Origin of the sequence: Micromonospora sp. NBC_01412 (assembly GCF_045040215.1) — a bacterium.
GTDB classification, from domain to species: Bacteria; Actinomycetota; Actinomycetes; order Mycobacteriales; family Micromonosporaceae; genus Micromonospora; species Micromonospora rubida.
The window spans coordinates 610,940-623,795 of record NZ_CP109528.1 but is presented as its reverse complement, the minus strand read 5'-3'; the positions used below and the strand labels follow the sequence as shown (position 1 = coordinate 623,795).

Genomic DNA, 12,856 nt, shown 5'->3' with positions numbered 1-12,856 from the left:
ACAGATTCGTCGCCGCCGACGATGCCTCGACCAACCGAAACACTGAGCCCTTTTCATCGTGATGTGCCTGGTCGCGGTGGGCGCGGAGGAGAGCTGGTGTCGACATAGGGGCTCCCGGTAAGACAGCAGTCGACCAAGATCCGATGCCCCAACCGGGAGCCTCGCTGTGCTGTCTTACCCGTCCGCGGTCGCGCTGTCCAGCCGCGCCCTGAACCACCTGGTCGATCTCATCCGCGCCGAACGCGCCCGGCGTCGGGGCCGGTGGTGGCGCCTCGACGCCGGCCGGCAGGCCCTACTCGCCCTGGCTCATCTCCGCAATGGTGACACCATCACCCGTCTGGCCTGCGGCTTCGCGGTCAGCGTCACCACTGCTTGGCGGTACGTCCGGGAAGCCATCGACCTACTCGCCGTACACGCCGAGAACCTGAACGCGGCCCATACGGCGCATCGGCCGGCTCGCGTACGCGATTCTCGACGGCACTCTGATCCCGATCGAACGGGTCGCGAATCAGAGGCCGCACTACTCCGGAAAGCACAAGCGCCACGGGGTGAACGTGCAGGTCATCGCGGACTGCAAGGGGCGCCTGATCTGGGCATCGCCGGCCCTGCCCGGCACCGTGCACGACCTGACCGCCACCCGCACCCCCGACCTGACCGCCGCGCTGACCAACGCGAACGTCATGACCTTCGCCGACAAGGCGTACCAAGGCGCCGGCGGCACCGTTCGTACGCCGTCAAACGCCGTCCGCACCGGCCCCGACTGTCCCGCCGGCAGAAGACCGTCAACCGCCACCACGCCAAGATCCGAGCCGTCGGCGAACGCGCCGTCGCCACCCTCAAGGGCTGGAAAGTCCTGACACACTGTGCTGCTGCCCCCGACGCGCCACCACAATCGTCCAGGCCATCCTCGTCCTACATCACGTCCAGACCAGCCGAAACCCACGATGAAAAGGGCTCACTTCACCACCGAGACCATCTACGCCATCACCGGCCTGCGCATGCACGACACCAAACCCGCCCAGCTGGCCGGCTAGATCCGCAGCCACTGGTCGGTCGAGAACAAGGTCCACCGGGTGGGGGACGTCACCTACGACGAAGACCGCTCCCAGATCCGCACCGGCACCGGACCTCACTGGACGTTTGTTTCTCCTTCGCGCCAGTAGTGGCCGATTCACGTCTCGACCTCGGTAGCGCAAGATGTCCGACCCAACCCAGAACGAACACATCCCGCCCGAGGCAACCCTGACCGGAATCGGCGCGTTTCACCCCGCGATCGTGTCTGGTTCACTTTCACCCCGACATCGACGGACATGATGTCCGTCGCGCCGGCGCCCGGACGCCGTACGCCTGCTCCATGACCGAACGACGCGCCTATCTGTCCGACCTGTCCGACGCCCGGTGGGCGCTGATCGCGCCCCGCCTGTCCGCCTGGCGGCAGGCCCGCACCGACGCCGGCGTCAGCGGCCGCGCCCCCACCCACGACCTCCGCGAGATCCTCAACGCCATCCTGTACGTCAACCGCACCGGCATCGCCTGGCGCTACCTGCCCCACGACTTCCCACCCCACGCGACGGTCTACGGCTACTTCGCCGCCTGGAGCAAGGAAGGCATCTTCACCGAGCTGAACTACGACCTCACCGGCCTCGTGCGCGACCACCACGGCCGCGGAATCAGTCCCACGGCATCCATCATGGACAGCGAGAGCGTGAAGACCTCCACCAACGTCCCACCGTCCACACAAGGCATCGACGCCGGAAAGAAGATCGTAGGCCGCAAACGCGGCATCATCACCGACACCCTCGGCCTACTCCTCGCCGTCGCCGTCACCGCAGCCAGCACCAGCGACAACACCATCGGCATGAACCTGCTCGACCAGGCCACCACCACCCACCCCACCCCGACCAAAACCGGGGTCGACGCCGGATTCAAAAACCGCGTCATCGAACACGGCGCCCAACTCGACGTCGACGTCGAAATCGTCACCAAGAACCCGGAAGCCAAAGGCTTCAGCGTGGTCAAACGCCGATGGGTCGTCGAACGCACCCTCGGCTGGCTCACGCACCACCGCCGACTCGTCCGCGACTACGAAGCCCGACCCGACAACTCCGCCAGCATGATCACCATCGCCATGATCGACAACCTCGCCAAACGCCTCACCACCGAAACCACCCCAACCTGGCGACACAGCTAAACCCAATAACCGGCAAAATACGTGAATCAGACGTCCTCTCAGGTCATGGCAGCCCTGGGCAACGCCGCCATCGACGCACCCCGCATCACCGGCATCATCAACATCGCCGCCGCCAACCGCCACCACGCCCGCGACAGCACCCGCCCCCTGGCCCTGCTCGGCAGCACCTGACGACTTTGCCGGGGCCCTGGGTGTTCAGGAGGCATGCCTACCACCCTAGGCGTTGCTCCAGCTCGTCGGGAATACCACCGAAATTGGCTGCTACCCCTCATAGCGGCTAATCCTTTCGGTTCGCCTCCGAAAACCCTTCGCAATCTTAGGTGTGCTTCCTGTGGATCCAGGCCTCGCGTGTGCGTATGCTGCGGACACTGGTGATCACGACGATCCGAAAAGGAGCTAGCTATGTTATCCAAGCGTCGCCTTATCTCCCTTCTCTTGGCCGCGTTCTGTGGGTTGTCGGTCTCCGTTGTCGGTGCTACCGGTGCGCAGGCTGCTAGTCCCGGTGCGGAAACCTGCTGGTCTTACAACGTCTCCTGCTTGTTTGAGCACAATGACTGGCAGGGAAGTTACACCATGCTGCACCAAAACACCCCGGATCTTGGGGGCTGGAACGATCATACTTCCAGTGTCATTAACGACTCGTGGTACGTCAACTGCTACTACGAGCACGCGAACTACAATGGTTGGCGGTTGGTGAGACCTCGTGGCACCTGGTGGACGTCGATGGGGGATTACAACGATCAGATCACCTCGGTGCGATTCAGTGGCCGGTGGGACGACAGCTGCTGAAGGCTGAATCCACTAAAATCGGTGTGCCATGACGTGGCTCATCAGGCTGCGTCATGGCACCCGGAAAGATCGCGAAAATGCCCATCGGGGTGCGGGAGGATGGCATGACAGCGAGATTTTGGGTAGGGCGAGCGGCGACCCTGGTCGCATTGCTGGCATTGGGGGGGTGCGGTGCCGACAGCGGTGGAGTGTCGGTGGGGCCGCCGGAACTGAGTGAGGTGCCGGTACTGAAGACCGCCGACAACCTGGTCCTTCCCTTGGACGCCTACGTGCTGTCCGGGGACGAGCGGGTCGTGGTCAACCGTGCTGAGGCGGCCTTGGCAGAGGATTGCCTACGCCGATTCGGGATCTCGGAAAAGCTTCCAAATTTCTCCTCGGCGCAAGGTCCCTCTGAGGGGCGCTATGCACGCCGTTACGGCCTACTGGACATGGCGTTGGCGACAGCCAACGGTTATCGCCCTGCCAAGGAGGAAGCCTCGACAGAGTCGGACATCCAGCAACGACCAACGCTGTCTGCCGAGGCGGTTACCGTCTATACGGGAAGAGGTCCGAGCCACGTAAATGGAAAAGTGGTGCCGCAGGGCGGATGTCAGGGCGAGGCGCGCGAGAAGCTGGACGACGGACCGTCCCGGGCAAGAGCGGGTTCGCTCGTTGAATTGTTGGACAAACAAGCCAACGATAGCGCGGAAGACGACAAGCGGACGCGGGACGCCATGCTGCGATGGGGTGAGTGCATGGCGAAGGCGGGTTTCCACTACAAGGATGTTTGGGGACCCAATGGCGATCCCGCATGGCGTGAGACCACCGAGCCGAGCTCTGAGGAGATATCCATCGCCAGAGCCGATGTCGCGTGCAAGCACGAGGTCAATCTCGTGGGTGTTTGGCATGCTGTTGAAGTCGCCTACCAGAACCAGGCGATCAAGCAAAACCGGGAGAAGCTGGATGCGGAACGGATGCGCTTGACGGGTACCGTGGAGTTGGCCAGGGACGTACTCAAGGAGCGCCATCCAGAGCGCTGAGACGATCGTTCCAGCAGGGCACTCAGCGTCTCGTATTTGAGGTCTTCACCTGCCGTTGTTGGTGTAGGTCTGTGGGCACAGCCGGGCCCGGCTGGGATTCGTTGGTGGTGGCGGTGTGATGAAAGGTGGGGCGGCGGGGACCTACCAGCGCGGGCCGTCACGAGCCCAGCGGAGCACTTCTTCCGGCTGTCGAACTGGGCGTCAGCCGTTAGGCGGCGATCGGGGTGGGATCGGCTTGATCGGTGTCGTGTTGGTCGGGTTGGACGATGTCGAGGCGGGCTTTGGCAAGGATTTCCAGGCCCGTTGGTAGTCGTGGGTGCGGCGCTCGGGCATGCCGGGCATCATCGGTAGGACCGGCTGGGAGCGTTCCAGGGCCTGGATCTGGGATTTCTCGTCCACGCACAGCACCACGGCCCGTTCCGGCGGGTGGTGGTACAGACCGACGACGTCGACGACCTTCTCGATGAACTGCGGATCGGTGGACAGCTTGAACGTGTCGGCCCGGTGTGGCTTGAGGCCGAAGTCGCGCCAGATCCGGCCGATCGTCGACTTCGACAGCCCCGACTTCTCGGCCATCGACGTCCGTGACCAGTGGGTGGCGTTGCGCGGGGTCTGCTCGAGGGTCGCCACGACGACTTCTTCGACCCTGTCCAAGGCGATCGAGGGTGGCCGGCCGGGACGTTGCTCGTCGATCAGGCCGTCGAGACGATCGGCCAGGAACCGCCGCCGCCATTTGCCCACTGTAGATCAAGTGAACACGCAGATCTGTTGCCACATCAGTGTTCGAGGCGCCTTCGGCGCACGCCAGGATAATCCTCGACCGCATCGCGAGGATCTGCGCGGACTTCGCCCGCCGCGCCCAGCGGGTCAATGTCGTGCGTTCCTCGTCGGTCAACACCAGCGGTGCGGTGGGGCGCCCTGTTCGTGCCATCGCCCCACCCTACACCGACTTATAAGGCGAATTTCCGGCGCGGCACACTAGGTCTGCAAGCTCTGCCCGGCTCATCCCGGTCAGGGACGGGTGGGACAGCGTGTGGGGCAGGTCGGGCCGCGGCGTTGCGCTGCTGTCGCTGCTCAGGTAGTCGGTGATGGCTTGGACTGTGGTGAAGCGCAGGGTGGTGGCTGTGATGGTGTGACGCTGCTGGTCCAGGAGCCTTGTGGTCTCGGCGATGGCCTTGCTGATCGAGTTGGGGTTGATCTCGAGCATGTTCGATAGGACGCGCTGGGTGCAGCTCTGGCGCAGGTAGACGACGGTGATCAGGAGCCGGTCGGCGGGGCTGAGCAGAGGTCGGGCGCCGGCTCCCGGCGCGTTGATGCGGCGTCGCCCACGCTGCTCGTAGCAGCGCTGTTCGTCTTGAGCGGCTTGCAGCGAGGCCAACCGGGCGGCCAAGGCATCAAACTGCTGCCGGGTCATCCCGGTCAGGGCCGGGTGCGCCAGGGTCTGTCGGGCCTCGGCCCGTGACTGCGCACGGCTGGCGGACGTGCTCTGCTCGTCGGGAGCGGGCAGGGCCGGGACGATGGTGTAGTTCCAGGCGCCGCGATGCTGGTGCGGTCGGATCGGCAGAGCGTTCATGCGCTGCTTGCTGATGGACAGGCCGGTGGGATAGGCGCCCGTGTCCAGCTCGGCCCCCACCTGCAGGCCGGTCGCGGTCCGGGTGGCGGCGATCGTGTTGACCACTACTTCGTGGCTGGTCAGTGGCCTGCCGCGCCAGTTCATGGTGATGTGGGAGAACAACCGGTGCTCGATCTTGTTCCACTTCGAGGTGCCCGGCGGGAAGTGGCATACGGTGATCTCCACGCCTGCTTCGCCGGCGAAGTCTGCCAGCTCGGCCTTCCACAGCCGGAAGCGGTAGCTTTTGGACCCGCCCGCATCCGCGGTGATCAGCAGCCGTCGCGCCTGCGGGTAGTCGTGTCGGCCGCGGGCCTGCCACCAGCGGCGGATCGACGCGACCGCGAACGCCGACGTGTCGTGGTCGACTCCGACGTTGACCCAGCCCGTGTTGGCGGTGACGTCGTAGACCCCGTACGGGATTGCGTGGTCGGTGTCGGACCCGCTGAAGAAGCTGTGATCCTCGACCTGCACCGGTTCGCCTTTCGGGCGCCACTCCCGTCCTGCGGCAGGCAGGAGGCCGAGTTGCTCCTTCTTCTTGGCGTCCACGCTGATCACCGGTTCCCCGGCCGCCTGGTGCTCCTTGATCTGCTCGTTGATATACCGGAACTGGTCGTCGCGATCGGGGTGCTGCCGTCCTTCCAGCGTCTTGATGTTGGCCTGCAGGCTGAAACCGTTGGCCCGCAACAGACGCCCGACGGTCGGAGCCGACACGCTGTGACCCTGCCGCGCAAGCTCCGCGGCCAGGTGCCGCAGCGACTTCGTGGTCCACCGCAGCGGTGACATGGGATCGCCGCGCTCGTCCGGCTCGACCAACGCCAGCAGCGCAGGCACCAGGCCAGCGTCCAGGTCCTCGGCGCGCATCCGACCTCCGCCAGGCCGGCGCACCCGCCCGTCCGGCAGTGGATCGGCTGCCTGCTCCAACTCGAACACGCCCTTGCGGACCGTCGTCTCGCTCACGCCAGCCACTTCAGCGACAGCCCGCACACCGCCATGGCCGACCAGCCGCGCCTCCGTCGCCACCAGCAGGCGCCGCTGACGTTCGTTGAGATGCGGAAACAACACCTGGAACCTCAACGCGATGCGCCCGCGGGCCGCGCTCGGGATCGACATACCACACCGACGCGCCCATGAGCCGAAAAGATCAGTTTGTTTCTTTACAGCTTCAGTGGGTGCGGCAGCGCTGCCACGCGGCGCCGGGCAGGGCGGCGCCGATCGCGGCGACGAGGCCGGCGTGGGCGTCGGAGATGACCAGTTGGACGCCGGTCAGACCGCGGGCGGTCAACGACCGCAGGAACGCCAACCAGCCGGCGCCGTCCTCATCCGAGGCGACGTCCAGGCCGAGAACCTTGCGTTGGCCGTCGGCGTTGACCCCGACCGCGACCAGCGCGTGGACGTTCACGGTGCGGCCGTGTTCGCGGACCTTCATCGTCAACGCGTCCATTTACACGAACGTGTAGTGGGCGGTGTCCAGGGGCCGGTTGCGGAACGCCTCGATCTGGGCGTCCAGACGCGTGGCCATCTCCGAGACCTGAGACTTCGACAACTGCCGGATGCCGAGCTGCTCGACGAGTTTCTCCACCCGGCGGGTGGACACCCCGAGCAGATACGAGGTCGCCACCACCGAGGCCAGGGCCTGCTCGGCCCGCCGGCGGTGCGTTAGCAGCCAGTCCGGGGAAGTAGCTGCCGGTGCGGAGCTTCGGGATGGCCAGGTCGATGGTTTCGGTGCGGGTGTCCCACTCCCACTCCCGGGGCCGGTAGCCGTTGCGGGAGTTGATCCGCTCGTCGCTGCGCTGCCCATACCCGACGCCGCAGATCGCGTCCGCTTCGGCGGACATCGACGCCTGCGCGAACGCGCGCACCATCGCCTGCAACACGTCCGGCGACGCGCCCTCGATCTGCTCGCGCAGCAGGTCAACAGGGTTCCCACTCTCAGGTGCGGCCATCGCGTTCCTTCTCCTTCTCTGACTTGGTCGTCTTGAAGGATCACGCGTTGGCCGTCTCCCAGCTATGCAACAGGCCCATCACGGGCACGTCGCACACCACGTCCATGGACGCAACCTGGTCAAGGGCGAACAACGGCGGAGCACGTCGCGCCCGTACGACCAGGCCCGTCATCATGCGGACGCCGAGGAAGATCGAGCTGTAGGGCTTGGCAAGGCGACCCGCCCAGCGGACAGCGCGGCGAACGTACCCACACGCCACTGCCTCGATGAAACGGGCCGTTCGGATGATCTTACTACGAAGCAGAGACCGAGAAGATGAGGCACAGCGGCCGTGAGGACGTCGGTCTACCTGGACCAATACGACCCCTGGCCGGCGGGTCCACCACTCGCCGCATTCGAGCATCAGGAGCGACGCCATGGTGGGGGAAGCCAACACACACACCGTCACACCCGCCGCCGTGCCGTGCATGCCTGCGGCGAGGTCCAGCGACGCGGTGGCGGACATCGGGCGGGAGACCCTCGTCGGCCGCGAGCTCGAACTCCGACGCGCCGACGAACTACTCGCCGCCGGTCAGCTGGGCGAGGGTAGGCTGCTGATCATAAACGGTCTCGGGGGGGGCGGCAAGACGGCACTGCTGCGCAGTGTCAGACGGCGTGCCGCAGCGCTGGGCTATCTGACACTGTCCGCGTATTGTGATCCACTTGAGACCGACTTCCCTTTCGGTGTGGTGCGGCAGCTACTGGACCGCACCGTTCATGATCACGCCGCCGTCGACCTGCCCCTGTGGCAGGGGCCGGCCGCGATGGCCAGGAGTGTGTTCGACCTACGCACGGCGGCCGACCTCAGCACCTCCGTCCATGAGGCGACGATCTTCGCCAGCCTGCACGGTCTGTACTGGTTGGTGGCCGATCTGGCCGCCAACCGTCCACTGCTCCTCGCCATCGATGACGTCCAGTGGATAGACAAGCCTTCCTTGCGGTGGCTGCGGTACCTCAGCAAGCGGCTCGAAGGTCTACCGGTGGTCATTGTCGCCACCCATCAGGGTGGTGACAGTGTCGGAGAGCTGGAGCAGCTAGGCGGCGTCACCATCAAGATCGACGGGCTCGACCAGGCGGCGGTCGCCGAACTCGGCAGACGTACGCTGGGTGCCACCGGGGCGCCAGAGTTCTGGGCCAGCTGCCACGCCACGACCGGCGGTAACGCCTTTCTGGTGCACGCGTTGCTGCGCGACTGCCTGGCTAAGGGAACTCAGCCCACTAGCGTCTCTGCCACGCACCTTGGCCAGTTCGGGCTTGTCGAGGTGCAACAGTTTATCAGAGAGATCCTGTCCTCATCGGACCCGCTGGCGGCGGGGGTGACCGCAACGTTGGCGGTACTCGGCGAGCGAGTCTCGGTGGATTTGCTCGCCGAGGTTGCCAACCTGCCGCAACCCGAGGTTGTACGCCTGGTAACCATCTTGACCCAGCAGGACATCCTGCAGACGGATGCGGCCGGACTTGTCTTTTTCTCCCGTGCCATCGTTCGCGCGGCGATTCTCGCCGAGGTCGCCCAGCGTAGCCGAACCGAGCTACACCTGCGCGCCGCGCGCATCCTGCACGAAGCCGACGCACCGGTCGAACGCGTCGCCGCGCACCTGCTCGCCGCGCCGGCTTCATCAACGGCCGACACTGTGGACATCATGTGTCAGGCCGCCGAAGTCGCGATGCGTCGGGCGGCTCCCGAGAGCGCCGCACGCTACTGGGCCCGGGCGCTGGATGAGCCGCTGAGCCAGCGACGCCGCAACAACATCCTGCTCAGTCTCGGCCGAGCAGAGCTGAGCATCGACCTGCCGGCGGCGATCACCCGCCTAACCGCGGCGCTGGCCGGCGACCTGCAACCCGCCAAACGCGGTTACGCGGCCATCGATCTGGCCCGCGCCTATTGTGTCGTCGACGACTACGATCGAGCGATCGCCGCGTTGCGGCAGGCCCGCGACCAGATCCGCGATATCGAGCCCGAGCTGGCTTTCCGGTTGGAGGTCGAGGAGCTATACCTCAGTCTCCTGACGAACGGCGCCAGTAGCACCGCGACCCGGCCAAGATTGCGATCGCTGCAGTTGTCCGAGGCCGACGGCACCCGGACTGAGAACGCCTGTGCGGGTCTGCTGGCTCAGCGCGAGGCCGCCCTCGGGGTATCCCGCGCCGACACCCTCGCCCACGCCCGACGCGCACTACGATGTGGGATCTTCCCGTCCACCGACGAGTCCTTTGTCTTCAACGGCGCGCTGATCTCGATGATCGTGGCGGGGGCGCCGAATGAGGCATTGTCCCTGTGCGACGCGGCGGTCGCCGAGGCGACCCGGCATGGCTCTCGATTCAGCATCGCCGTGGGCCACACCCTGCGCTGCGAGGCGTACTTCCGGTTGGGTGACATCCGGCGTGCTCAGATTGAGGCCCAGGCGAGCCTGGAACTACGTGACGCACTGCAAATCGAACACAGCCTTAGCCACGCCATGATCACCCTTGCCCGCTTCGTCGACACGCTGGTCGAGCAGGATTCCGTCGAGCAGGCCTGGCGGATCGTCGACGGCGCCAACCTGTGGGGCGACCTGCCTGACCACCTGTTCTTCACTTGGATGTTGATGGCCCGGGGCCGGCTGCGGCATGCGACGGGCTGCATTCATGAGGCACTGGCGGACTACCTCGAATGCGGACGACGGTTGTTGTCCGCCGGCTTCGAAAACACCGCCTACTTCCCGTGGCGCTCACACGCGGCGCGGGCACACCGCGAGCTTAACGAGCACGACCGGGCCCGCGCGCTGGCCGGGGAGGATCTGGCTCTGGCCCGGCGGTGGGGCACCCGGGAAGCCGTCGGTATCGCGCTGAGTGTTAACGGTCTCCTTGCAACCGAGGGCAGATTGGAACTGCTGACCGAAGCCGTCGACCTCCTCGCCGCATCGCCTAGCCGGCTGGAGCACGCCAGGGCCACGCTGGAACTGGGCAGTGTGACCAGGGCAACGGGCGACCTCCAGCGGGCCAGACGCCAGCTCCGCACCGCTGCGGATCTCGCGGTGACGTGCGGATCCACCCGCCTGTTAACGGCTGCTGAGGCCGAACTCCGCGCGGCCGGGGCCCGTCCGCGTAGCCGCGCCTACTCCGGAATCGACTCCCTGACTCCGAGTGAGCGCCGGGTGGCGATGCTGGCGGCACGCGGCCACACCAACCGCAACATCGCTGAGCAGCTCTTCGTCGGCACCCGGGCCGTTGAGATCCACTTGACCAACGCCTACCGCAAGCTGCACATCTCCCGCAGAGGAGAACTCGTGTCGGTCTTCGACCCTCAGTCTGGCACCACGACATAGGAGCCGAGCAATTCGGTGGTGGCATTCCGTAGCGGCGTTGCGGGCGGGGCGCGAGCCTCTGACGCTGGCACTTCAGCGCTCGAAGGTCTGTGCGGGGAAGCTGCAACGATGATCTGCTACCCCTTCTGCGCCGATCGTGCAGATTTGGTCGGCACCGCTGCCCGGTCGGCTGGGCCGCTACTCCCTGCTACCACCGGAAGGGAGGCAGAGCCGAATGTGTGAGACAGAGCCGAAATCTACGCAGTCCCCGACGAGGGACCGAAGCTAACCTCGGTCTTTCATGTGAGCGCCTCCTAATAGTTGGCTCTCGATGAAGTGGTTCTTAAGGGTTTTCGCTGGTTTGTTGGCATGCTGATGGCCCGGCGCGGGGGCGGGGTTCTTCCGTGTAGTTGGTCGGGCGTGAGGCTACTGGGGTCAGCTGGCAGGTCTCGGTAGTTCGGTGAGGCGGTTGAACGCGTTGGTCAGGGCGCTTGTCCAGGGCCAGTCGGCGGCGATGGCGAGTCGGGTTTGTCGGGCGGTGCGGGCGGTGCGGGTGATGTGGGCGGCGACGTGTAGCAGCCGGTAACGCCCTTTCTTGGGTTCAGCGCGGGCGAGGTCACCGTCCAGGAGCAGGGTCTGGGTCCAGGCGAGCAGGTCGACGCCGGTCAGGGCGAGTTGCAGCCAGGCTTGGTTGATCGCGAGGACCCGGGACGGGAACCGTCCGAAGCCGGTGTCCTTGCCGGTGCGGATGCGGTCCTCGACCCGGGCATGGGCGCGGTGCCGGGCCTCCAAGTGCTGGACGCTGCTTTGCCCGTGCGGGGTGTCGGGGGCGACGACCGGGTGCCGCCAGCCTTCGATGGTGTCGAACAGCGACAGTTGAGCGCCGGGGTGCGGGCGTTCCCGACGGACCAGGAACCGGGTCCCGTCGGGCCGGCCGGGCGCCTCGAACAGGCCGGTGATCTCGCAGATCTCGGCGTGTTCCCGCAGGTCACCATCGACATCGACGGCAGGAACCCAGCCGGTCGCTGCGCGGATCGCTGCGCGGAGCGGTTCGGTGATCGGGGCGCCGACCGAGAACCGGATGTCCAGGTGATGCTGGCGCAGACCGCGGATGTGGGCGAGGAAGCCGTGGCTGGAACCGGCCGAATCACTGCGGAGCAGGATCGGGGTGCCGTGCCGATGCGGGTCGGGGATCTGGGCGAGCGCCTGGTCGAGGACCGTGATGTGGTCGGCGGTGGTGTTCGATCCGGCCCGGCCCTCACGCAGCAGGCCGGACAGCGCTTCGCCGGTGTTGTCCAGGAAGCAGAGCAGCGGGTGATATCCGAACGTCTTCTTCCAGGTACGCGTCGCGGCCTCCTTCTCCGAATGGCAGATCACGATCGACGCGTCGATGTCCAGGACCAGGCCCTGGACCTGCCGGCCGGCCACGCTCACCACCGGCAGATCCCCGCGGGTCTCGGCGTGCTGGGCCCAGGCCACCTCGCGAGCGTGGGCCCGCGCGGCCCGTAGTTCGGCCAACATCGTCTCGTCCAACTGCGACAACAGCCGCCACGCTGTCGGATCCGAGGCGACCGGCCCGAACAAGCCCGGCTGGTCACGCAACACCCGCCAGATCCGCGATGGCCTCGCCACCGTCGGCGAGCATCACCGCCACATCCACGGCGATCCGGCCCGGGTCGTGCCCGCCCTGCCGCTGCCGCAACCCGCCCAACGCTTGGCTGAACGCGCTGGTTAGCCCGGTCGCATCGGCAAGATCGGCGAGTAGCCGGGCACCTGCGTGACCGACCACGCCCCGCCCGCCACCGGTCACCATGATCTTCGGACGTGTTGCGGTAACCCTCACCCAGCAAGTACCTTCCGTGACAGGAACATGGGACTTTCGACAAGCCCTATTTTCCCTGATTAGAAGGCACTTCTTTGTTTTCAGCCCACTCCGTGGACAGCCCTTAACGAAGGGCCGAGGCTAGTCTCTCGGTCAACTT

Annotated in this window: 6 protein-coding genes and 4 pseudogenes; 6 read left to right on the top strand and 4 right to left on the bottom strand. The window is 66.1% G+C overall.

Annotated elements, in window-relative coordinates:
• Positions 1-166 precede the first annotated feature (166 nt).
• The 5 genes and pseudogenes from OG617_RS02650 (at position 167) to OG617_RS02630 (ending at position 3,999) form a co-directional block, all read left to right on the top strand.
• Positions 167-948 (top strand): annotated as a pseudogene (locus tag OG617_RS02650) (transposase family protein).
• A gap of 406 nt (positions 949-1,354) precedes the next feature.
• Positions 1,355-2,191 (top strand): IS5 family transposase, encoded by an 837-nt coding sequence (locus tag OG617_RS02645; RefSeq protein WP_405098350.1) that lies wholly within the window; start codon positions 1,355-1,357, stop codon positions 2,189-2,191.
• Positions 2,192-2,236: 45 nt separating this feature from the next.
• Positions 2,237-2,362 (top strand): hypothetical protein, encoded by a 126-nt coding sequence (locus tag OG617_RS02640; RefSeq protein ID WP_405098348.1) that lies wholly within the window; start codon positions 2,237-2,239, stop codon positions 2,360-2,362.
• Positions 2,363-2,593: 231 nt separating this feature from the next.
• The gene (locus OG617_RS02635; protein ID WP_405098346.1) at positions 2,594-2,980 is read left to right on the top strand and encodes a peptidase inhibitor family I36 protein; all 387 of its coding nucleotides are present in this window, start codon (positions 2,594-2,596) and stop codon (positions 2,978-2,980) included.
• A gap of 53 nt (positions 2,981-3,033) precedes the next feature.
• Positions 3,034-3,999, top strand: coding sequence for a hypothetical protein (locus OG617_RS02630; protein WP_405098344.1), 966 nt, complete (start codon positions 3,034-3,036; stop codon positions 3,997-3,999).
• Positions 4,000-4,299: 300 nt separating this feature from the next.
• Here the strand turns inward: OG617_RS02630 and OG617_RS02625 are convergent.
• The 3 genes and pseudogenes from OG617_RS02625 to OG617_RS02615 all read right to left on the bottom strand — a co-directional run.
• Positions 4,300-4,930: pseudogene (locus OG617_RS02625) on the bottom strand (IS630 family transposase); the annotation flags it as partial.
• 9 nt (positions 4,931-4,939) lie between these two features.
• Positions 4,940-6,721 carry an ISAzo13 family transposase gene (locus tag OG617_RS02620; RefSeq protein WP_405098342.1) on the bottom strand — a complete coding sequence of 594 codons (1,782 nt, stop codon included), beginning with the start codon at positions 6,719-6,721 and terminating at the stop codon, positions 4,940-4,942.
• A gap of 55 nt (positions 6,722-6,776) precedes the next feature.
• Positions 6,777-7,554, bottom strand: a pseudogene (locus tag OG617_RS02615) (IS256 family transposase); the annotation flags it as partial.
• Positions 7,555-7,970: 416 nt separating this feature from the next.
• Here OG617_RS02615 and OG617_RS02610 point away from each other — a divergent pair.
• On the top strand, positions 7,971-10,895 hold the full coding sequence (locus OG617_RS02610; RefSeq protein WP_405098340.1) for an ATP-binding protein: 2,925 nt from the start codon (positions 7,971-7,973) through the stop codon (positions 10,893-10,895).
• Positions 10,896-11,309: 414 nt separating this feature from the next.
• Here the strand turns inward: OG617_RS02610 and OG617_RS02605 are convergent.
• Positions 11,310-12,687: pseudogene (locus OG617_RS02605) on the bottom strand (IS1380 family transposase).
• Between the last annotated feature and the right edge of the window lie 169 nt (positions 12,688-12,856).